The sequence below is a fragment of the Vitreoscilla filiformis genome (assembly GCF_002222655.1).
Taxonomy (GTDB): domain Bacteria; phylum Pseudomonadota; class Gammaproteobacteria; order Burkholderiales; family Burkholderiaceae_C; genus Ideonella; species Ideonella filiformis.
Map to the genome: position 1 here is coordinate 2,201,963 of NZ_CP022423.1, position 22,126 is coordinate 2,224,088.

At 60.8% G+C, this 22,126-nt stretch carries 17 protein-coding genes, 1 pseudogene and 3 CRISPR repeat arrays (1 of these 21 only partly in view); of the genes and pseudogenes, 17 read left to right on the forward strand and 1 reads right to left on the reverse strand.

Features of this window, described 5'->3' with window-relative positions:
• A CRISPR array of direct repeats spans positions 1-42; the repeat unit is 37 nt; unit sequence GTCTTAATCCCTTCAAAGCCAGGGAAGCCAGTCAGAC; it begins 1,510 nt to the left of the window's first position.
• 137 nt (positions 43-179) lie between these two features.
• Positions 180-1,379, reverse strand: coding sequence for a CRISPR-associated ring nuclease Csm6 (gene csm6, locus VITFI_RS10505; protein ID WP_089416916.1), 1,200 nt, complete (start codon positions 1,377-1,379; stop codon positions 180-182).
• 161 nt (positions 1,380-1,540) lie between these two features.
• Here csm6 (VITFI_RS10505) and VITFI_RS10510 point away from each other — a divergent pair, with 161 nt between their 5' ends.
• The 17 genes and pseudogenes from VITFI_RS10510 to VITFI_RS10590 all read left to right on the forward strand — a co-directional run bounded on the left by VITFI_RS10510 (position 1,541) and on the right by VITFI_RS10590 (position 21,283).
• Positions 1,541-2,356 (forward strand): hypothetical protein, encoded by an 816-nt coding sequence (locus VITFI_RS10510; RefSeq protein ID WP_089416917.1) that lies wholly within the window; start codon positions 1,541-1,543, stop codon positions 2,354-2,356.
• 72 nt (positions 2,357-2,428) lie between these two features.
• Positions 2,429-2,638, forward strand: coding sequence for a hypothetical protein (locus VITFI_RS10515; RefSeq protein ID WP_089416918.1), 210 nt, complete (start codon positions 2,429-2,431; stop codon positions 2,636-2,638).
• 11 nt (positions 2,639-2,649) lie between these two features.
• Positions 2,650-3,660 (forward strand): PDDEXK family nuclease, encoded by a 1,011-nt coding sequence (locus VITFI_RS10520; RefSeq protein WP_089416919.1) that lies wholly within the window; start codon positions 2,650-2,652, stop codon positions 3,658-3,660.
• The gene (locus VITFI_RS10525; protein ID WP_089416920.1) at positions 3,582-4,082 is read left to right on the forward strand and encodes a Card1-like endonuclease domain-containing protein; all 501 of its coding nucleotides are present in this window, start codon (positions 3,582-3,584) and stop codon (positions 4,080-4,082) included. Before VITFI_RS10520 ends, VITFI_RS10525 begins: the two co-directional genes overlap by 79 nt.
• Before the next feature lie 59 nt (positions 4,083-4,141).
• Positions 4,142-4,777: direct repeats of the CRISPR family, unit length 35 nt; unit sequence GTCTTAATCCCCTTCAGAAACCGGGGAGCTTGAAC.
• Between the two features lie 225 nt (positions 4,778-5,002).
• On the forward strand, positions 5,003-7,033 hold the full coding sequence (gene cas1, locus VITFI_RS10530) for a CRISPR-associated endonuclease Cas1 (protein WP_198301422.1): 2,031 nt from the start codon (positions 5,003-5,005) through the stop codon (positions 7,031-7,033).
• Between the two features lie 10 nt (positions 7,034-7,043).
• A complete protein-coding gene (cas2, locus tag VITFI_RS10535; RefSeq protein WP_089416922.1) occupies positions 7,044-7,325 on the forward strand; it encodes a CRISPR-associated endonuclease Cas2 in 282 nt (93 codons plus the stop codon).
• Positions 7,326-7,337: 12 nt separating this feature from the next.
• A pseudogene (gene cas2 / locus VITFI_RS18920) lies at positions 7,338-7,565 on the forward strand (CRISPR-associated endonuclease Cas2); the annotation flags it as partial.
• Between the two features lie 47 nt (positions 7,566-7,612).
• A CRISPR array of direct repeats spans positions 7,613-9,106; the repeat unit is 35 nt; unit sequence GTCTTAATCCCCTTCAGAAACCGGGGAGTGTGAAC.
• Positions 9,107-9,459: 353 nt separating this feature from the next.
• Positions 9,460-10,656: a CRISPR-associated ring nuclease Csm6 gene (csm6, locus tag VITFI_RS10545; protein ID WP_089416923.1), complete on the forward strand. Its 1,197-nt coding sequence runs from the start codon at positions 9,460-9,462 to the stop codon at positions 10,654-10,656.
• On the forward strand, positions 10,653-11,660 hold the full coding sequence (cas6, locus tag VITFI_RS10550) for a CRISPR system precrRNA processing endoribonuclease RAMP protein Cas6 (RefSeq protein ID WP_089416924.1): 1,008 nt from the start codon (positions 10,653-10,655) through the stop codon (positions 11,658-11,660). Before csm6 (VITFI_RS10545) ends, cas6 begins: the two co-directional genes overlap by 4 nt.
• Entirely contained in the window at positions 11,657-12,847 is a 1,191-nt protein-coding gene (gene cmr1 / locus VITFI_RS10555; RefSeq protein ID WP_089416925.1) for a type III-B CRISPR module RAMP protein Cmr1, read from the forward strand. The genes cas6 and cmr1 overlap by 4 nt, the downstream gene beginning before the upstream one ends.
• A complete protein-coding gene (gene cas10 / locus VITFI_RS10560) occupies positions 12,844-14,931 on the forward strand; it encodes a type III-B CRISPR-associated protein Cas10/Cmr2 (protein WP_089418105.1) in 2,088 nt (695 codons plus the stop codon). Before cmr1 ends, cas10 begins: the two co-directional genes overlap by 4 nt.
• Positions 14,932-15,035: 104 nt before the next feature.
• A complete protein-coding gene (locus VITFI_RS10565) occupies positions 15,036-16,193 on the forward strand; it encodes a type III-B CRISPR module-associated protein Cmr3 (protein WP_157725647.1) in 1,158 nt (385 codons plus the stop codon).
• Between the two features lie 51 nt (positions 16,194-16,244).
• On the forward strand, positions 16,245-17,141 hold the full coding sequence (gene cmr4 / locus VITFI_RS10570; RefSeq protein WP_089416927.1) for a type III-B CRISPR module RAMP protein Cmr4: 897 nt from the start codon (positions 16,245-16,247) through the stop codon (positions 17,139-17,141).
• Between the two features lie 4 nt (positions 17,142-17,145).
• Positions 17,146-17,514, forward strand: coding sequence for a type III-B CRISPR module-associated protein Cmr5 (gene cmr5 / locus VITFI_RS10575; protein WP_157725648.1), 369 nt, complete (start codon positions 17,146-17,148; stop codon positions 17,512-17,514).
• 17 nt (positions 17,515-17,531) lie between these two features.
• Positions 17,532-18,755, forward strand: a complete 1,224-nt coding sequence (gene cmr6 / locus VITFI_RS10580; RefSeq protein ID WP_089416929.1) for a type III-B CRISPR module RAMP protein Cmr6 — start codon at positions 17,532-17,534, stop codon at positions 18,753-18,755.
• A 25-nt stretch (positions 18,756-18,780) separates the two neighbouring features.
• Entirely contained in the window at positions 18,781-20,373 is a 1,593-nt protein-coding gene (locus tag VITFI_RS10585) for an ATP-binding protein (protein ID WP_089416930.1), read from the forward strand.
• Between the two features lie 67 nt (positions 20,374-20,440).
• Positions 20,441-21,283, forward strand: coding sequence for a hypothetical protein (locus VITFI_RS10590; protein ID WP_089416931.1), 843 nt, complete (start codon positions 20,441-20,443; stop codon positions 21,281-21,283).
• The last annotated feature ends 843 nt before the right edge of the window (positions 21,284-22,126 follow it).

Genomic DNA, 22,126 nt, shown 5'->3' on the forward strand with positions numbered 1-22,126 from the left:
GTTTTGTCTTAATCCCTTCAAAGCCAGGGAAGCCAGTCAGACTCTTCGTTCGAAAAAATCCTTGTGTGACAAGCACTTGCAAGGGGGCTTGACAAAAAAATTTCCGAACGACGAGCTGACTGGAAAAGCATTTCTCATGCCAATGTCTGACTGGCGGCGGCCAGTGTACTACAACCACCTCACGGTTCAAGCTGAATTCGGCTCGCCGGCAGCACCAAACTGTATCGGTTCCTCACCGAACGCCGACCCCCGTCATCAATCAACTGCCGCCCCGCCGGCCCCAACTCCTCCCCCAGTACCCGCCTCAATCGACTCAACTTCGACGACCACTGCGACCCATCCATCCCACTCCTCACCGCCCGCTCCGCTCGCTCCAAATCCCGCAACGGCCCCCCACAATCCCGCAACGCCCCTAAATACGCTTGCGCCAAGTCTAAATCACCCGCCTCCTTCGGCGGCGCCGGCAACGGCGCCAAACCCGCCACCTGCCGACGCGCCAATAATAATAAAACCGCCATCGGCTCCGGCGCTAAATAACAACTCTGCCCCCCCAACGTCACCAACCGATTCCGAATCGATAATACCAACTCATGCGGCTGCAACGCAAACTGCGCCGCCTCCACCGCCGCACTGAAACTGCTCTTGCCTTCCAGCAACATCTGCGGCAAATCATTGCGCAACCGCACAAACGGAATCTCCGCCAGCATCACCTTCGCTTCGGATGCATCCGCCGGTTTCGTCCCTTCCAAATCTTTCACCTGAATCACCCTCGGCTTGGGCGAAGGATAAAAAAATTCGGCATTATGTTCAAATTGTGCCGTCACCAACACATGGCTCAACCGATCCTGTGGCCGACCATACAAGGATAAAGCATACCCCAGAAAATACCCCATCGTTTTACGCCCCCCCGCAATGGAAGCATGCAACGCACACGCCGGATCGAGGCTGAATTGGCGCACCTTTTCAATGATGAAATCAGCGGCGTGTTCGTTGTCTTGCTCGGTGCGCAAATCCGCCAAAAATTGGCCCGACGTGTTTTGAATCACATGCACATGGCTCGGCCCAAACGCCATGGCAGGTAATTGCCAATCCCGCAGCAAACGCGCCAACCAACCCGGCTCGTCCGACAACAACGCCAACCGCACCCGCTCGGCCCCTTCCGTCGTCGTCAACACATGCAATTCGGTGGGCATGAACGCCGGGCGGCGTTGCACCGCCAGCGCGAACAGCGTTTCCGTCACCACTTGCGGCGAAAGCCCCGTCACCAGCACCAGCACGCGCCGGGGGTACTCCTGAGGCGCCCAGCCGGGGGACGGCGGCGCAGCCACCGGGGCCGGTGGGTTGTCGTTCGGGGCGAGAGGCAGAGGGGTTGTTTTCATGGGCGGGATGATGCCCGCAAGCCCCTGAGTTGGCAGCTTTTGCAAGCTTGCAAGCCTGCCAGCCGCTGGGCTGAACGCAACCTTGCCATGCCACCACCCCCGAACCCCCTCCGCCGATGATTCATCCCATCGATGTTTGACGCTGGATTGAGGAGTTCACCATGAGCCGTTCTGTCACCGCCACCACTGCCGCCCGCACCGCCTACGAGGGCAGCGTCATCACCCGCGCCATGGAGCGTGCCGGCAACAACCCGCATCTGAAGGGCCACATCCAGGAGGTCATGGTCAAAGACCTGCGCAACCTGGGCAACGTCTTCAACGGACGCACCACGGAGCTGACGCGCAGCACCACCGCCCGGGCCGTCGATCTGGTGACGAAGGAGGGCGGCAAGGTCGTCGAGCGCCTCCAGGTGAAGGATGTGGTGTCTTCAAGCGGGGTGAACAAGATCGTCAAACAAGTGGCCGAAGGCAAGTACCGCACGGTCAAGCTGGTCGGCAGCCCGGAGACCGCCGAGCGGGTCAACGCGGCGCTGGCCAAGGCGGGGCAGACCAAGCGCATGGTCAGCAGCGGGGTTTCCACGGACACGACGACGCGCCTGGCCCAACAAGCCGGCGCGACGGGCTCGGGCTCACTCGGGTCGGCCATCGGCAACGCGGCCAAGAGCGGCGGCGCCGCTGGGGCGATGGTGGGCGCGGGGATCGAGGCCGTGCGCAGCGTGACCGACTGGGCCGATGGGCGCTGCGACGGCGTCGAGGCGCTGGGCTCGGTGGCCAAGGCTGGCGCCAAGGGCTACGTCACCGGGGCGGCGAGCAGCGCAGCGGCCACGGCTGGCGGGGCGATGGTGGCCAGCGGATTGGCGACGGTCGGCGCCGGGGCGGGGCTGACGGCTGTGGCCACAGTGGCCGCGCCGGTGATGGCTGCGGTGGCGGTGGGCTACGTGGTGTCGGAGGTGTTCGACGCGCTGTTCGATTGGTGAGCGGTTCTCAGCGGGCCTCAGAAGGGCCTGCGTGAAATGGATGGCAACGAAATTCAACCAGGAGGGTGAGACATGAGTGAGCGCAATGTGACGTCGGTGGTGGGTTCGGTGGTGCCGGTGCTGCCCGTGGCGAAGGGCGTGGCGGACGTGCTGACCGGGCGGCGAGACAGCACGGAGGTGGTGGTGAACACGGTGGTGTCCACGGGCGCGCCGGTGGTGCTGGGGGCGGCGCTCGGGCCGGTGGGGGTGTTGGCGGGGTTGTTCGTGTCGTTGTTTTGGTGAAGGAGGGTGAGATGGGCGCGATGGGTGTGAACAACGGTCAGGAGGGCGGGGGCATGGCGGAATCGAACGAGGTGCTGGGGGTGCATGTGTGCATTGCCACGGAGCAGGTGTTGGCCAATGCGTTGCCGTTGCGTTTGTTGCCGTGGCAGCGGGTGATCGTGGTGGCGAGTGATCACCTGCGGGGCAAGCAGCGCGGCAAACTGATGCAGTTTTTGCGCTGGGCGGAGGAGGAGGTGTTGCGCCGTGGGGGTGTGCCGCAGGTGGGCATCCGGGTGGTGGAGCTGCGGGACGAGGGGATGCACTGGGGGGATTTGCTGGGGTTTGCGCGGCGTTTGGCAGCGGAGTTGATGTTGGAGCTGGCGCCGGGGCAGCGTCTGGATGTGAACGTGACGGGGGGCACCAAGCTGATGACGGAGGCGTTTGCCACGGCGTTTGCGGGCCAAGCGCGCTTGGTGTACTGCAACACGCAGGGGCAGGCGCTGGAGGTTCTGGATGCGTGCGGGGAGGTGCCGCCGCTGCCGTTGCCGCCGGACTTGCTGAGTTTGCCGGAGTACCTGCGGGCGCAGGGGCATGAGCTGCTGGGCTGTCAGGGGGGTGGGGATGCGGTGTGGTGGCGCGGGGTGGCTGCGCGTCGGGCGCTGACGGTGGCGTTGGTGCAGGAGGGGACGCGCCTGCGCATGACGCCGGGCCTGCATAAGCGGCAGCGGTTGCTGAATGGGTTGCACGGTGTGGCGGCGGGGTGTTTGCCGCAACCGGCGCGGGGGCCGCAGCAGCCGGCGCGTGGGTTTGCGCAGGAGGGGGTGTTGGAGGGGGGGCGCCCCGGTCGGCGGTGTGGTGTGAACTGGTGGCGCAGTTGGCGGCGCACGGGGTGGCGCAGGTGGTGGAGTGGGATGAGCGGGGGCGGTTGGTGCTGCGCTGGGCGGATGAAGCGGCGGCGCGGTACATGGCGGGGGCGTATTTGGAGGAATACGCGGCGCTGTGCATGGAGGCGTTGGGGGTGCCGCTGGGGCAATGGGGGGTGAATGTGCGGTTGCGTCCGCAGGGGAGCCAATTGCAGGCAGGGGTGGATTACCAGGAGTTGGATTTGGCGGTGGTGTGGGGCAACCGGATGTGGGTGGTGGAGTGCAAGGCGGGGCAGCAGTTACACCGTTCGAGCGGGACGGGCCAGGAGGTGCTGAATCGTCTGGAGGCGTTGAAGGCGCATGTGGGGGGCTCGTTGGGTGAGGCGTGGTTGTTGGTGCCGTTGACGTTGCATCCGGAGTGGCAGCGTGGGGTGTTGGAGCGTGCGCGCCAGTATGGGGTGAAGGTGGTGCATGGTCGGCAGGGGATGGCGGGGTTGCCGGCGATGTTGGCGGGTGCGTTGGGGTTGAAGGTGGTGGAGGGGGGGTTGGGTGTGGGGTTGGTGGATTTAAGCCGGGCGTTGGATTTGGCGCCGCGTGGGTGAGGGTGACGGCGTAAATAAAAGCGGGGGCTGAACAAATCAGCCCCCGCTTTTATTTTGCATATTAAATCCCCTTCAGAAACCGGGGAGCTTGAACGTGATGAGGACTTACTCAATCATCATCAGGCGGTCTTAATCCCCTTCAGAAACCGGGGAGCTTGAACAAGTTGTTCTTAAGGGCCATGGGTCCTTGACAGTCTTAATCCCCTTCAGAAACCGGGGAGCTTGAACGGATCAGTGTACAGTGTCAAAGATGTATATTGGTCTTAATCCCCTTCAGAAACCGGGGAGCTTGAACCGAATACGCGCGTGGGCAATTGGGGTGGTCGGGTCTTAATCCCCTTCAGAAACCGGGGAGCTTGAACCGGGGAGGAGTTCCTGCGCCGCCTCACCGAGGGTCTTAATCCCCTTCAGAAACCGGGGAGCTTGAACGACATCAAGTCGGGGGCCGGCCGCGCCGGCAGTCTTAATCCCCTTCAGAAACCGGGGAGCTTGAACCTGCATGGGAGCTTCTCCTGGTAAGGGAAAGTCTTAATCCCCTTCAGAAACCGGGGAGCTTGAACAGACGGGTTTGAACCTTCCGGGTTGGCGATGTGTCTTAATCCCCTTCAGAAACCGGGGAGCTTGAACCACAATCCTGTCATCTCCGAAGGAAGGGCGCATGTCTTAATCCCCTTCAGAAACCGGGGAGCTTGAACTCTAGCGTGTAACCCCCTTTAAAGTCAAGCACTTACAAGCGTTTTGCGGACAAGACCGACTTTCCTGACAACAACCGGAAAAATTCACCTCGCTTGACCCCCAAAAACACCAAAAAATCCTTATAAATCAACGTGCTGCCAAAAATATGATAACACACTCTCAAACCACCACCGCAACCTTGCCGTCCGTGCATCCATCACCCGCCTCTGTGCATCATGGGCCACATGCACACCGCCTCTTTCCTCGACCTCGCCCTCAGCGAACAAAACCTGTTGCAAGCTTGGGATCACGTCCGCACCAACGCCGGCGCACCCGGTAGCGATGGCGAAACCATCCAAAACTTCAGCCGCCACATTCTCCACCACCTCCAACAACTCAAAACCGAACTCCTCTCCGGGCAATATCGCCCCCAACCCCTGCGATACGTCCCCATTCCCAAAAAGAACGGCGGCACCCGTACCCTCGCCATCCCCACCGTGCGCGACAGAATCCTCCAAACCTCCGTCGCCCACGTCATGAGCCAATTTCTCGACCCCCAATTGGACGCCGCCAGCTACGCCTACCGCCCTGGCCGCAGCGTTTCTCAAGCCATCGCCTGTGTTCTCTCCTGCCGCGATGCGGGCTTGCAATGGGTTCTCGATGCCGATATTGAACAATTTTTCGATCATATCGATCACGAGATTTTAAACACTCAGCTCGAATCGTATTTTCCCAACGATCCCGTTTGCCAAATGGTGGCCGCCTGGATCGCCAACGGCTCTCCCGAACCCCATGCTGGTGTGCCCCAGGGTTCGCCCCTTTCCCCTTTGTTGGCGAATGTGTATCTCCATCCCCTGGATCGCCAGTTGCGCCAAGAACATCAAACCCTCATCCGGTATGCCGACGATTTTGTCGTGCTCTGTGCCGATGAAAACCAAGCACGCCAAGCATGGGCCACCGTTCAACAGATATTGGCCGACTTGAAACTCCGGCTTCAACTGGAAAAAACCCACCTCACCACGTTCGACCAGGGGTTTAACTTTCTCGGTGTGCATTTTCACCGCCACACCGCCCAACCCCTCCACCCCCACGCCGCCCCTTGGGTGCTGCCGTCCGATACGCCCCCCGATGACCCCGCCAGCGGCCCGCCCGATGTGCCGCGCTGGTTGGAGTCCATCGACCCCGCTTTGTCTTGTGACGACACCCCCGCCAGCGACGAGCCCCCCGCCACCCCGCCCGCCGCCCTGGAACCTCGGGCGCCGCTGCTGCAATCGTTGTACGTCACCGAGCCGGGGTGCTGGCTGACTCAGGAGCATGACCGGGTGGTCGTCAGCCACCAGCACACCGTGCGGGCCAGCGTGCCGTTGGGGCAGGTGGATCAGGTGGCGATTCTGAGCAACGCCATGGTGTCCACCGCGTTGCTGCGGCGTTGTGCGCAGCGGCGGGTGAGTGTCGTCATGGGCGGATGGGGAACGGAGTTGCTGACGCTGGACCGGGGCGCGTTGGCCGATCACGCGCTGTGGCAAGCGCAATGGGATTTGCAAGCCGAACCAGAACGCGGGCTGATGTTGGCGCGGTGTTTGGTGGCGGGCAAATTGCACAACAGTTGCACGATTTTGCGGCGCTTCAGCCGCCGTGAAGGGCGTGAGGCGGTGGAGCCGCTGGTGCAAAGCATGTTGCAGGACGAGCGCAAGCTTGCAGCGGCGGAACGGTTGGAGGTCATCCGGGGTTTGGAGGGGGCGGCGGCGCGGGCGTATTTTGCGGCGCTGCGGGGTTTGTTGCCACCGGGGGTTGATTTTCCGGGGCGGCAGCGGCACCCGCCGCCCGATCCGGTGAATGCGTGTTTATCGCTGGGATATGGGGTGCTGGCGCACAACCTGCACACGCTCATTCGGTTGGAGGGGTTAAATGCCCATCTGGGGCATTTGCATGTGGCCACGCCGGGGAGTTTGGCGCTGGTGTCTGATCTGATGGAAGAATTCCGGGCGCCGGTGGTGGATGCGGTGGTTTTGACGCTGTGGCGCGAGGGGCGGTTACAGGCGTCTGATTTTGAATGCCGGCTGGGGGACGATGCGGAGGGGTGGCCGTGCCGGATGGTGTCGGCAGCGCGGAAAAGGTTGGTGGATGCGCTGGAGGAGAAACTCGAAAGTCACATGGTGCATCCGAGGCTGGAGAGGTTATTGGATTTACGCCGGATCATGCAAGCGCAGGTTCGGCATTATCGGAGTGTGGTGATGGGGGAGGTGGGGGTGTATCACCCGTTCAAACTACGATAAGGGGGCGATCATGCGGCGATTATGGGTGGTGAGTTATGACGTTGCGGACGATGGCCGTCGGCAGCGGGTGGCGACGTGGTTATTGGGCTGGGGGGATCGGGTGTTGGAGAGTGTTTTTGAGTGTGTCTGGCGGGCGGATCAATTAGAGAAGGTGGTGGGAGACTTATCGGGGCTGATCGATCCGGCGCAAGATCGGGTGTGGTTGGTGCCGATTTGTCGGCGGTGTTTATGGGCGGCGAAGGTGAATGGATTGGGGCGGCGGGTGGGGCCGTGTGCGCACCATGTGGTGTGAGGGGGAGGGGAGATGAAAAGGCGATGGGTGGTGAGTTATGACATTGCGAGTCCGAGCCGACGGCGGCGGGTGGTGCAATGTTTGCTGGATCATGGGGAGAGGGTGCAGGAGAGTGTGTATGAGTTGTTATTGAGGGAAGGGGAGTGGGGGGTATTGTGTGGGGTGTTGAATGGTTTGATTGATCCGGTGGAGGATCAATGGCGTGCGTGGCCGTTGTGTGAAGCGGATCACGCCGACGCGATTCAATTAGGGCTTCCCAGCCCCGAACCCCCGACCCACGCGGTGGTTGTGTAATCCCCTTCAGAAACCGGGGAGCGTGAACGGAAGAGGCACGTCGGTTTGATGAAATTATTGCGTCTTAATCCCCTTCAGAAACCGGGGAGCGTGAACGGTGAGGATATCCACCGCTTCATTCCTTGATCGTCTTAATCCCCTTCAGAAACCGGGGAGTGTGAACGCCGAAATCGAAGCACTTCGTAGTCGGCGACAGTCTTAATCCCCTTCAGAAACCGGGGAGTGTGAACGTTTGAGGCGGCCGATGCGGCCACCGTGGATGTCTTAATCCCCTTCAGAAACCGGGGAGTGTGAACTCGATGCGGCCACCGTGGATCACACCTGGCTGTCTTAATCCCCTTCAGAAACCGGGGAGTGTGAACCACCCAATTCGTGGAGGACCTCGCCAAGCTTGTCTTAATCCCCTTCAGAAACCGGGGAGTGTGAACGAGCCAGTCGACCTGACGGGCTCCGGTCTCGGTCTTAATCCCCTTCAGAAACCGGGGAGTGTGAACTGGGACGAGGAGAAAGACCCCTCGGGGCTGAGTCTTAATCCCCTTCAGAAACCGGGGAGTGTGAACCGATGCTGCAGATGCAGCGCAGTTCGCCAAGTCTTAATCCCCTTCAGAAACCGGGGAGTGTGAACGCTTGGAGAGCCCCCGTGCCAATGAGCTATTGTCTTAATCCCCTTCAGAAACCGGGGAGTGTGAACGGAAGACCAGATCCCGGGAGAAGTCTGGGAAGGTCTTAATCCCCTTCAGAAACCGGGGAGTGTGAACGAAGGCGGACGGATTTCTGCATGCTGAGATTGGTCTTAATCCCCTTCAGAAACCGGGGAGTGTGAACTGCGAGGAACCAGTCAACCTGACAGACTCCGGGTCTTAATCCCCTTCAGAAACCGGGGAGTGTGAACGCGAGAAGCCCTCACACATGCAGAGCTCGACGGTCTTAATCCCCTTCAGAAACCGGGGAGTGTGAACCCGATGTCGAGGCATTGACTGGGGGAACGGGTCTTAATCCCCTTCAGAAACCGGGGAGTGTGAACTGGAGTGTTTCCACCAACCCCCTGCCAAAAAAGTCTTAATCCCCTTCAGAAACCGGGGAGTGTGAACGAAGGAGTTCTCCCTCCAGTTTGGCGACATAGTCTTAATCCCCTTCAGAAACCGGGGAGTGTGAACACTCAGGCCGCTGCGGCAGCTGAGCAGGCTGGTCTTAATCCCCTTCAGAAACCGGGGAGTGTGAACAAGAACTTGCGAAAGTCCTTCAAACTGAGAGTCTTAATCCCCTTCAGAAACCGGGGAGTGTGAACCTCTCCTACTGTCGCCACCAAGGCCTTGACGGTCTTAATCCCCTTCAGAAACCGGGGAGTGTGAACTCTTGAAGAAGGCACAGAAGCCGCTGAGGAAGTCTTAATCCCCTTCAGAAACCGGGGAGTGTGAACCGCACTTGCCTGGATCTTCAGGCAGAAAGCGCGTCTTAATCCCCTTCAGAAACCGGGGAGTGTGAACTCTAGCGTGTAACCCCCTTTAAAGTCAAGGACTTACAAGCGTTTTGCGGACAAGACCGACTTTCCTGACAACAACCGGAAAAATTCACCTCACCCACCCCCCAAAAATGCCAAAAAGTCCTTTGAAATCAAGCTGCTGACAAGAATTTGAGAACCACTCTCAACAACCACCCCGCCAACCATGGCAGCGCAGCCTGCCACACACCTCATGCCAACAGCCTAAACCGCAAGCTTGCAGTCAACCCCGAACCCCTCATCACCATGTCACAGTTAACTCCAGACCTCAGCCCCCTCCTCAGTCGGTAACGACACAATAGGGGGCGAATCCACCAACCCAGACAGGATGACCCCCCGATGACCCTCGACGCCGCCTCCACCTCCCCCCAGCGCCCCAAACGCATCCTGGTGTGCGTCTCCGGCACCTCCCCCGCCATCGTCACCGAAACCCTCTACGCCCTCGTCTCCGACGAGTCTGGGCCCTTCCTCCCCGACGAAATCCACGTCATCACCACCACCGTCGGCCGCCAAAAAATCCGCGACCACCTGCTTCACCCCACCCAAGGCCACTTCCTGCGCATGGTGCAGGAGTTTCCCCACAAATTCCCCACCCCCCCGCGCTTCGATGACAGCACCTTGCACGTCATCGCCAACAAAACCACCGGCATCGATCTGGCGGACATCGTCAGTCTCGACGACAACCGCGCCGCCGCCCAGACCATCTACCGAGTCCTGCGGGAACTCAAAACCCAGCCCGGTGGCGCCCAGATTCACGCCTCCGTGGCCGGTGGCCGCAAGAGCATGAGTTTTTACATGGGCCAAGCCTTTTCACTGCTGGCCGATGAGGGTGATGTGCTGTCGCATGTGCTGGTGAGCGAGCCGTTCGAGAATCCGGGCTACGGGTTTTTCTACCCACCCGCCACGCCCCGCGAGCTGACCGACCGCTTCAGCAAACTCCCGCCCTGCCACACCGCCGACGCCCGTTTGGAACTGGCGCAAATGAGCACGTTCAAGCTCGGCCCCGTGCTGCGCACAGCCCTGCCCGCCGCCGCGCTCGAAGACTTTGACGAAGCCGTCAACCTCGCCCAAGGCCTGATCGCCTCCCTCGACGCCCGACTCGCAGTGCGCACGCAAGGGCACAACCGAAGCGGCGTTCTCCACCTGCTGGGCCACACCATCAAACTACCCCCGGCTCAGTTCTGCCTGCTGCTGTTGCATGCCACCGCCCAGCAACTGCACGCCAGCGGCCAGATCGAGCGCACCGACCTGCTGCACACCGACAGCACCCTGACCTTCGACGACTGGAACGCCATTGGCGAAGCCTGCAACCTGAGTCGTTGGAAGGCCACCCAAGCGCCGCACGCCGAAACCGCGTTCTCCAGAATCATCGGGCTGTGCCAACCCAAGATCGGCGCCGTCGCCCAGCGCTTGCGCATCGAAGCCATCCAAGACCGGCGCCAGCTCACCGCCAACGCCCCGCAGTTTCGGGTGGACATTGCTTCCACCCCGCTGCGGCTGTGCCTAGAGCGCATCGTCAAACGGATGGCCGCATGAACGCCGCCCTGCCCGAATGGCATGGGCCCACCCCGGTGGGCTTGAGCGCCCCGGCCATGCGCTGGTGGCACCTGGAACTGAGCCACCGACTGCTGGACGATTTGCACTTGCCCACCCCCGGCAGTTTGGGGGCGCTGTACCGCAGCGTGTTCGGGCTGGCGTTGCATGAGCGGGCGCCGCACCTGTTCGAACGCTTCGCCGGCGAGCAGAGCGACGCGCCCCGCCCCTGGTGGCTGTGGCCCACCGATTTGGCCGACGATACCTGCGTGCCTGCCGGGGCGGTGTTGAACGTGCGCCTGGGGCTGCACACCAGCGCTTTACCCGAGTTGGCGGCGTGCCTGCAAGCCTTTGAAGATTTTGAGCGCCATGGCTTGGGTGCGCAGCGCAGCCGCTTGCGGTTGGAGGCCGTGCGCTGGCTCACCCCGCAAGGCCCCGTGCCCTTGCACAGCCCGGACGATGCCCAGCATCCACCCACCCCCTGGCAGGCCGATGACGTGTGGCGTTCCGCACGGGCCGAGTTGACCGCCGGGCAGGGCGGGGCGCTGTGGGTGCAGACAGTGACGCCGTTGCGCCTGAAAGTCGCCAGCCGACTGGTGACCGAACCGCCCCCGCTGAGTGTGTTGTTGCTGGGGTGTTTCATGCGGCTGGGTGTGTTGCTGACGCTGTCGCGTGAGCCGGGCGAAGCGGGCCAAGTGCCCCCCGCCTGGTTGAGCGACGCTGAAAAAGCCCCCTGGCTGGGGTGGAGCCGCTGCTTGCTGCCCGATCTGGCTTGGACACAGCGTGCGCAGGTGCATCGTTGGTCATCGCGCCAACAACGGGCCATTCGGATGGATGGCTTAGCGGGGGCTTGGGCGTATCCGAGCGAGGCCTGCGCGGCCCTGCCGTGGTTGCGCCTGGGCGAGCACCTGCAACTCGGAGGGAAGACGACGGTGGGGATGGGGGCGTTCCACATTCACATCGGCGGGCCTGCTTCATCGATTCTCACGTCACAGATTGCTGCATGAAAACCGTTTGCGCTTCATTTGAAATTGTCACGCCGATGTTCATCGGCAGCAGTGACCCCACGAAACCCGAGGGCGTGCGTTCCTCCAGCGTCAAAGGTGCGTTGCGCTTTTGGTGGCGTGCGCTGAATTGGGCGCGGATGACCGGTGCCAGCGACGCCGAGAAACTGAGGAACCTCCACCAAGAGGAAAGCCGGTTGTTTGGGGTGTCCGCTGGAGATGACGCGGGCGGGCAGGGCGTGTTCATGCTTCAGGTGCGGGACACCAGCCAGCGGGCTGTGCAACAGCCCTTCGGCCATGGGTTCGATGCCGGCATCCTTTACTTGCTTGGCATGGGTTTGGGCAGTTTTTCCCAGGGTAATCACTGTACCCGTTCAGCTTTGCCTGCCGTGCCGGGCAAGGGGTTTGAAGTCAAGCTGTTGTTTCGCCCGAAAACTGCGCCGGACGATGTGCGCGCTGTGACAGCGGCCTTGCAGACCTTCGGCCTGCTGGGAGCGCTGGGCAGCCGGGCGCGTCATGGCATGGGCTCTGTGGCGATGACGGCCATGCAAAGCAGCGGGTTGGAGCTGGATTCGTGGCAGGCCCCGGACACGCCAGAGCGCTACCGCGAGCAACTGGGCAAGTTGCTGAAACAGCCCCGAACCGCAGCCGGCCTGCCACCATTGAGCGCTTTTTGCCAGCAGACACGCCTGGATCTGTCCTGTCAGCACCGCGACATGCAGCAACTGCTGGCCTTGCTGGGGCGGGAGCAGCAGGCCTACCGGAGCTACGGCAACAACGGCAAGGTGAATGGCGCGGACTCTGAGCGCAACTTCGTTCCCGATCACGATGACATGCTCACCGTGGCCAACGGTCACTCGGTTGCCAAGGCGCCACAACGGGTGGTGTTTGGCCTGCCGCACAACTACTTCTTTTCCAGCACCAAAGCCAAGGTTGATGTGAATTACCGGCCAGACGATGAGGAAGGCCGCCGCGCCAGCCCGCTGTTGCTGCACGTCCATCGCATCGGCGAGCAATACGTGGCCGTGCATACCTTGCTGGAGTCGCGCTTCTTGCCAGAAGAGCGGCCCACTGTGCAAATCAAGCCAGGGAAAGGGCGCACGGTGAACGTTCCGGTTCAAGTCAATTGGCAGGTGCTGCACACCTACCTCGACCGCTTCAAGAAAAACACTGCATGGAGCCCCCTGTGAGCGATCAATATTTTCATTTCACCATCGGCCCGGTGCAAGGCTTTGTGGCGCAAGCCCGGCGCACGCGGGATTTTTGGGCGGGGTCGTTCCTGCTGTCTTGGCTGGCGGGTGTGGCCATGGCGGAGGTCAACAGGCAAGGTGGAAAAATTCAGTTTCCAGTGCCACCAAAGAACTATCTTGACTGGATTCAAGGACAGCACAAAGGCGAGAAACCACCGCGCCAAGGGGCCATCCCCAATCGGTTCAAATCGACCTGCGCCAAAGTGCCGGCTGAGTTTGATCCGGAGCTTGTCGTGTCAGCCATTCAAGACGCTTGGATCGCTCTGGCGGATCATGTGTGGAAGGGTGACAAACTGGATGGGTTTGCAGCTTCCGGCACACGGGCCATTTGGGATCGGCAACACGCCAATTTCTGGGAAGTTTCCTGGGCCATCACCGACAAAAAAGAAGAAACCAGCCTGCTCGATCAGCGTAAAAACTGGCGCAACCACGGTTTCACCCAGCATGAACCGGGTGTCAAATGCATGGTGATGGACGGATGGCAAGAGCTGTCCGGCCAAGCTCGACCGGGCGATGCAGAAAAAAACTTCTGGCAGGAATTGATCACTAGCGACCTGCCAGGCATCCAAGCCGACCTCGGCCAGGCCAGTAGCAAACAGAAAGAGCGTCCCAAGCAATTGGAACAACTCTGCGCGTTGGCCTACGTCAAGCGCCGGTTCACGCGGCACTTTGCGTCTTTTGAAACCACCTTGCCAAACTCCGAGCTGAAACTCAAGGGGTGGAAACTCAGCCACGGCATGCCATCGGTGTCTTACATGGCGGCGGTGCATTGGCTGAAGGAACTGGTGAAAAGCGGCAGTGATTCGGAAGTGGAAAACTTGCTGGGCCTCGCCCGCGACGTTTCCCGTGACAGAGTCGAATGGGATACCGAAATCCAATGCCTGCGCCAAGCCGCCGATGAGCGCCAATGGCACGCCAATAATCCGAAACGCCAGTTGCTGGCCTTGGACGGACAGTTGTTTTTCCGCCATGTGCAAGAGCAACCCCAAGCGTATGGCTACGATGTGGAAAAAACCAAGCGTTTTGCCAAAGAGCTGGGTAAGTTTTGCAATGGCCACGAATTACCATCGGCCCCGTCTCCCTACTATGCCATTTTGCTGATGGATGGGGATTCGCTCGGCGTTCACATGAGCGACCTGGACAAACAAACAGCCATTTCAGCCGCGCTGAATGCGTTTACCGGGGGTGTTCCTGACATCGTTGAAAAGCACAACGGCTGTTTGATTTACGCGGGCGGTGATGATGTATTGGCCATTTTGCCGCTGGAAAATGCGCTGGGGTGTGCTGCTGCGGTGCGAGTGCATTACCTGAAGAGCTTTGAGGCGCAGGAACCCAAGATTCCATCGACCATTTCCGCTGCCGTGGCTTTTGCGCATGTCAAAACCCCGCTGGGCATGGTGTTGGCGGATTTACACCCGCTGCTGGATGACGTCGCCAAGGATGGGTCTGGCCGTGACAGTGTGGCGGTGCGCGTCTGGAAAACCAGCGGGCAGGTGTTGCAGTGGGCGCAGCCGTGGAAGATCGCCCTGCATGACGGCGAACGCCGTGCCGACGGTGAGTTGGAGGTGGAAACGCTGGCCCGGCTGTTTGCCAAGGATGGCAGCACAGGGTCTGATCTCGACGGACGTTTTTCCAACAAGTTCTTCTTCAAGATTGAGGAGCGTCTGGCCGTGCTGGCCGACCCGCGCCTGCTCAAGGACAAGGACAAGGACAAGGACAAGGACAAGGACAAGGACAAGGACAAGGACAGGCGTGCAGTCCCGGTGCTGAATTACGAGCAACTGCTGGACTTGCTAGCGGTGGACTTCTGGCACAGCGACACCAACCGCCAGCGCGTCAGCCTGGCCCGGGCGCGTGAGCACATTGAACCGCTGCTGACCCAGTGCCAGCCCCGTGAGCGGGTCATGAAAGAGGGCAAGGAGCTGCTGCCGGTAGCCCGGTGGAAGCACCACGAACTGGCCGCAGACGGCGCGCTGTTGGTGCGCTTTCTAGCCACCAAGGGCATGGAGGGAGATGGGCAATGAGTAACCGCAACGGAAAAAACAAGGCCAAGGGCAACAAGGCTAAACAGAGCCAAAGCACTCACAAATTACCCAGCGCCTCAAAATCTTCCAAGGTGCCGACCGAGATGCAACCCAAACCGGCTTTTTCTGGTGATGCTCAAACATGGCAGTTCGAGCCGCTGGACACCTGGTTCTTCCGCGAATCCCGCCCGTTGGAATCGGTCGGGGGGGCGCAATTGACGAGCCAGTTTCCGCCGCCGGTGCGTACCTTGGTCGGGGCCATTCGCACCACGATCGGGGATGCGCTGGGTGTCAACTGGCAGGACTACCAAAGCCAGCCAGACCACCCCTTGCGTGCGCAGATGGGCTCTCCCACCGAGTTGGCGCCGCTGCGGATCGAAGGCCCTTACTTGATGCAAAACGGCCAGCGGCTTTACCCCGCGCCCTTGGTGGTGATGGGGAAGAGCGAAGGCACCGGCATGACCCGCTTGGCCCCGAGCGAAACACCCGTTCGGTGCGACTTGGGGCGGGTGCATCTGCCGAAAGCTGCCGAGCGGGTCAAACCGCTGGACGAATGCTGGTTGACCGCCCAGGGCTTGGTGGCTGTGCTGGAGGGCAAGGTGCCCTCTGAGGATCAGATGTGCAAGGCCAAGTCCATGGTTCACGCAGAGCCCCGCCTGGGCATCGCGCTGGACGGCCACGCCCGCCGCCCGTTGAATGGCTTGCTGTACCAGACCCGGCATCTGCGCTTGAAAGAAGGCGTGTCGGTTGGGTTGACGGTGCGGGGGCTCGATCTCGCCGAGAAGTCCGGCCAATTGGGGCCCAAGGGCGTCGCCCGGCTCGGGGGCGAAGGGCGGTTGGCGGCTTGGTCTCGCCATACCGAGCAGAAGCTGCCTCAAGTGAGCCTGAAGCAGGATGCCAAACGCCTGATGCTGACCCTGCTCACCCCGGCCCGTTTCAGCCAAGGTTGGTTGCCGGATGGGTTCGAGCAGAAACAGAAGACCTGCAACGGTGAGGACGTGACGGGCTGGTGTGGCAAGTTGGCAGATCGGTCTGTCACCTTGGTGTGCGCCGTCACCGGCAAGCCCTTGCGCCAAGGCGGTTGGGACATGGCCACCCATCAACCGCGTGACCTGTACGGCCTGGTGCCCGCTGGCAGTTGTTACTTCTTCGAGCTGGACAGCGCAGAGGATGCGCAAGCCATCGCCAAAGCCTGCCACGGCGGCCAGCTTGGCCACGACCAGGCCTGGGGTTACGGCCAAGTCGCCGTCGGTGTTTGGTGACGCGCCCGCACTGCGTTTTCTGATTCTTCTTTCATTGACCGGATTCACACCATGATGCAACACGCTTTGCTCGGCTTGACCGCCGAAACCTCCCTGCACGCAGGCACGGGCCGCCGTACCGGTGTCATCGATCTGCCCATCATGCGCGAGGCGCACACCCACTGGCCGTGCGTTTACGGTTCAGCGGTCAAAGGGGCGTTGCGCAGCCAGGCGCAACGCCTGGGGCATGCTTGGCTGACCGAAGTGTTCGGCCCCGATACGAACAACGCCAGTGACCACGCCGGTGCCCTGACTGTGGGCGATGCCCGTTTGCTGCTGCTGCCGGTGCGCAGCTTGAACAGCCATTTCAAGTGGGTGACGTGCCCGGCCTTGCTGCGCCGCGCCAAGGCGGACGCCCTGCGGTTGGGCATCACCGATGCCCAGGACGCGGAAGACATCAAGCGCGTGCTGTCGGACGACACGGCAGTGGCCCCTCACGGCGGCGGGTCGGAGACTCAAGTGTTCCTGGAGGAGTTCAGCTTCAGTGTTCAGCGGCCCAACCTGTCGGCGCTGGTGGCTTGGCTGGCTCGCTTCGGCACGGACGAAGCCGCTTTTGCCGAACAGCTCAAGGCGCAACTGATGATCGTCTCGGACGACATGTTCAACCACCTTGCCAGCTTTGCCACCCCAGTGACGCCGCACATTGCCATCCACAACGACCGCAAAGTGGTGAAGGACGGCGCCCTTTGGTACGAGGAAACCCTCCCGCCGGACACCGTGTTGTATGTGGCACTGGCCGCCAACCGCAGCCGAGCCAAGGATTCAGCGCAAAGCGCGGCCTGGGTGTTGGAGCAGGCCCTGAGCCTGTTCCCCCAAGAGCGGCCTTACGTGCAACTCGGCGGCAATGAAACCGTGGGCATGGGGTGGTGCCGCGTGCGCACCGTGGACAGCAGCATCAAGGGAGCCTGAAACCATGCAAACCCTGCAACAAGAGCGCGCCAAGCATGCGCTGGAAAAAGTGAAAGCTTGGGTGCCTTTGAATGAAGGCGCCAAACTCAAGGCCCGCACCCATGAACTGCCGTTCATGATTCACGCCAACGGGCTGGGCCAAGCGGCTGCCTTCTTCAAGAGCAAAGGCAACAAGGATGGCTATGGTGTGGTCTTTCTGGCGCTGCAAAGCTGGCTGGCGCAGCCCAAGCGCCCATTCGAAGGCCAGACCGATTTGATGGACGCCATCGTCAACGCTGATTTGCGCACCTACCGCGTCGCCCAAGCTGAAGCGATGGCGTACATGGATTGGGTGAAGAAATTCGCCAGTGCTTATCTGAGCGACCAGGCTTAAATCTGAGGGATCACACGATGGCGTCTTATCCGTTTTACCGTGCCAGCGCAGCGCAAGCCCAGGCGCTGGGCCGAGTTCCCAACCTGCCGAATGCCAACATTGGGCTGTGGTTCACCCGCTTTTATGACGGTTTCAAGGCGCCGTCTTGGGAAATTGACACCGAAAGCAAACGCGGCTTCATTGATGCCACGGTGCAACTGGCCGACAAGCAAGGAACGACGGGCAAAGCCTGTTTGGAATTGATGGCCAAACGCCAGAAAAACTTGTGCGAGGCTTTGGGCGGGGTGTGCCGCACCCTGCGCACCAGTGCGCCGCTGCTCACGGGTTCCGGGTTGAGTCATCCGGTGGAAAACGGCTTCACCTTTCACCCGACCTTGGGTGTGCCGTATTTGCCTGCGTCGGGGGTCAAAGGGGTGCTGCGCGCTTGGGTTGAAGTTTGGAGCGATTTGCCTGAGGACGAACGCCAGCGCCGCATTGCCCATTGGTTCGGTGCTGCCAAAGGTACCGAGGGGCTGCCCGAAGATCAACCCGAGCAAGCCGGCGCGTTGATTTTTTTCGATGCCCTGCCGCTGGATTGGATGCGGCTGCGCTGCGATATTCTCACGCCCCATATGGGAAAATGGTATGAGCAGGGCGGAGAAATTGGCAGCAGCAACTTCGCCGAAGTTGCGCCCGGAGATTGGTACAGCCCCGTGCCTTCGCCGTTTTTGGTGGTGGATCGGGGGGCTTCGTTCTTGTTTGGCATTGCACCGCGCTGCACGGGGGATGCCCAACAAGATGTCTTAGCGCGTGAGGCCGCAGGCGAGGCCATGGAAACCCTGCTGCTGGCCCTGGAGTGGGCGGGTTACGGTGCGAAGACGGCGGCGGGGTATGGCGTCATGCAGCGTGATGGGGCGCGTGAGCAGAAGCTGAACGAGGCTTGTGCAGAAGATCGCCGTCAGTTGGCCGAGAAAGAACAGCAGCAGCAACGCGAGATTGCGAAAACCCACATGTCCCCAGCCGATCGGGCCATGGCGGATTTGTTCGATCAGCGTGCAGACAAAAACCAAGATGAACGGACGGTGTTGTTTTCGGCGCTCAAGGCAGGCAAACTGAATGAGCATCGAATCCAGGCAGCCGAACGGCTATGCGCGTTGATGCAACAGCAAAAGCGTTGGCGTGAAAAGTCCGAAAAGAAAAACCCGGATAAGGATTCTCTGTACCAAGACACACTGTTGGTCAAAAAATGGCTCGCACCTTGAACACCAACATTCAATTGGGGGCACCATGAGCAGATCCACTGCCACGCGGTGCAAGCTGCCCATCGGCATCCAGACCTTCCGCGAGATTCGCGAGGACGGCCACTACTACGTGGACAAGACCGGGCAGGTGCTCGACCTGATCGAGTCTGGCAAGCACTACTTCCTGAGCCGCCCCAGGCGTTTCGGCAAGAGCCTGCTGTTGGACACCTTCAAGGCATTGTTCGAGGGTCAGCAAGCCTTGTTCACCGGGTTGGCCGCCGAGACGCGCTGGGACTGGACGCGGCACCATCCGGTGATCCGCATCGACTTTGGCGGCGGTGTGCTGCAAACCCGCTCAGAGCTGGATCGGCGCATCGACGAGATCTTGCTGGATGTGCAGCGCGAACTGGGTATCACCGATCTGCCGGGCTACACCAGCCTCACCGGGCGCTTTGCCGAGCTGATTCGCCAAGCGCACGCCAAGTTCGGCGCCCCCGCCGTGGTGCTGGTGGACGAGTACGACAAACCCATCCTGGACAACATCACCGACCGAGACACCGCCACCGCCATGCGCGAGGGGCTGCGCAATCTCTACTCGGTGCTCAAGGGGGCGGATGCGCACCTAAAGTTCGTTTTCATCACCGGGGTGAGCAAGTTCAGCAAGGTCAGCCTGTTCTCCGGCCTGAACAACCTGACAGACATCACGCTGGATGCACCCTACAGCGCCCTGTGCGGCTACACCGATGAGGATCTGGACACGGTGTTCGCGCCTGAGCTGCCGGGCCTGGATCGGGACGAGATCCGGCGTTGGTACAACGGCTACAACTGGGGCGGCACCAGCGTCTACAACCCGTTTGATGTGCTGCTGCTGTTTCGCTCGCGAGAGTTCCGGCCCTACTGGTTCGAGACAGGCACGCCGACGTTTCTAATCAAGCTGCTGACCGAGCGGCATTGGTTCACGCCCGATCTGGCGCAAACGGTGGCCACCGAGACGCTGCTGTCAGCGTTTGATGTGGACATGATCGAATCCGAAGCGCTGCTGTTTCAAGCCGGATATTTGACGATTGACAGCGTGTGGGTGATTCCGGGGCGGCGCGAGTTCACGCTGAAGTACCCGAACAAGGAAGTGCAGGCCAGCCTGAATGACAGTCTGCTGCGCACCTTGACGGGCGGGGCGCGGTACTCGGAGCGCCAAGTCAGCCGCTTGTATCGGTTGCTGCAAGCGCAAGACGTGTCTGCTTTGCGCGAGCTGTTTCATGCGTTTTTTGCCAGCATTCCGCACGATTGGTATCGCAACAGCCCGATCGCGCAGTACGAGGGTTACTGGGCCAGTGTGTTCTATAGCCACTTTGCGGCGTTGGGGCTGGACATCACGCTGGAAGACACCACCAACCACGGTCGCATCGACATGGCAGTGATGTTTGGCGCGGCGGTGTGGATTTTCGAGTTCAAGGTGGTGGAGCTGGTGCCCGAGGGCCAAGCTTTGGCGCAAATCCAGGCACGGGGCTACGCGGACAAGTACCGCAGCCGCAGCGGCCCGATCCACTTGGTGGGCGTGGAGTTCAGCAAGGCTGGGCGCAACATCGTGGGGTTCGCGTCCGAGACCTTGCCGGGTGGACTGACGGCAAGCTTGCCGTGACGCACAGAAGCTGGGTGCCAACCTGATACTTCCGTCACGCAACAGGCAGCTTCAGGAGGGCAGCGACATGGGATTCTTGTCAACCATTGGCGGTTGGATCGGCTCGGCGGCACGGGTGGTCTCGAAGGTGGTCAGGGGGGTTCACCAGCTTCTGAGCGACGCCCCGGTGACCGATGAATACCGGCAGGTGATCCGGGTGATGGATGCGCCGGTGTCGCAGCCCGCAACATCGGTGCGCCTGGATGTTGACTTCATGAATGCGGCCATGCGGCAGACGCAACAGCGGGCGGATGAGGCGTTGCGCCAGGTCGAGGAACATCGGCAGCAGCAGATCGAGATGCAGCGGCGTTTGGTGCTGCGCAGCCAGGTGATGGAGCTGGCGTTGCAAGCGTCGGCTTTTGATCGGTTCGCCAACAACATCCAGTTGCATGCGGCGAACCTGAACATTCACCTTCAGAACATCCGCAACATTTCGGGGTTGGTGGAAGATGTGAATGCGCTGCGTTTTGGCCTCAAGCGCACGATGGGCGTGGTGAATCATCTGGCCAATATCGTCAACCACGCGGGGATTGGGCGGGTCGAGAAATTGGCGGGCATTGATGTGGAGCGTGAGCAGGGGGCGATTTCGATTCGTGCGGCGCACAGTGCGTTCGAGCACACGCGGGGTTTGCTGGGTGGGGAAATTGGCGCCATGATTGAATTGGCGGAGCAGCACTTGCGGGATGTGCGCAAAGTCCAGATGGATGCCTGTGGTCAGGGTGAGTTTGGCCGCCAGATTCGGGACATGCTGGAAACGCGCATCGTGCCCCAGCTTACCCGCACCCGGGAGATGGGGCTGTTTCTGCACAATGACGTGGTGTGCAATTTTCCGCTGTTGCCGGATCAGGATAATCGCCCGACGCGGTTCTGAACGGTTTCATTTGGGGGAGGCGGGCGTCCTGCATTGATGAATGGGGAAGCCTGTCGGACGGATATGTTTTGCCCAGCAGCCGCGAAATACGGCTGCTGGGCTTTTTTATGTCCGAAGCGGGGGCAATGCACCCCCGCACCCCTGATCTGACGTGTTCCTAATCCCTTCAAAGCCAGGGAAGTCAGTCAGACACCACCCGCACGCGCCAGGTCAATCAGCCGGGTCTTAATCCCTTCAAAGCCAGGGAAGTCAGTCAGACCAATAGAGTTTAAATAGCGGAGAGGTCTGTTGTCTTAATCCCTTCAAAGCCAGGGAAGTCAGTCAGACAGCGGTGCGCCAGCATCGCCGCGATTGCTGTGTCTTAATCCCTTCAAAGCCAGGGAAGTCAGTCAGGTCCAGCAGGGCCAAGCCATCGTCGGCGAAACGTGTCTTAATCCCTTCAAAGCCAGGGAAGTCAGTCAGACGAAGAAAGTGCTTTCAAGATTCACTCTGAACTGTCTTAATCCCTTCAAAGCCAGGGAAGTCAGTCAGACCTTCGTTCGAAAAAACCCTTGTGTGACAAGCACTTACAACGGGGGTTGACAAAAATTTTTCCGAACGACGAGCTGACTGCGAAAGCACTTTTCATGCCAATGTCTGACTGACTGAGGAAACTTTAGCACATCTTTGCAGGCCCACAGCCTAACCCCCGTGCCGCCGCCCCAACAAAACCGCGCGCAGCATGCCATCCTTCCGCCAAACCCGTCAAAAACCGCAAGCTTGCAGAGTCCGCCAAATCCACCCAGGCTGTGACAAAGTGCGCCCCTCCTCCTGCATTTCTGCAATCTAACGCCAGAATGAGGC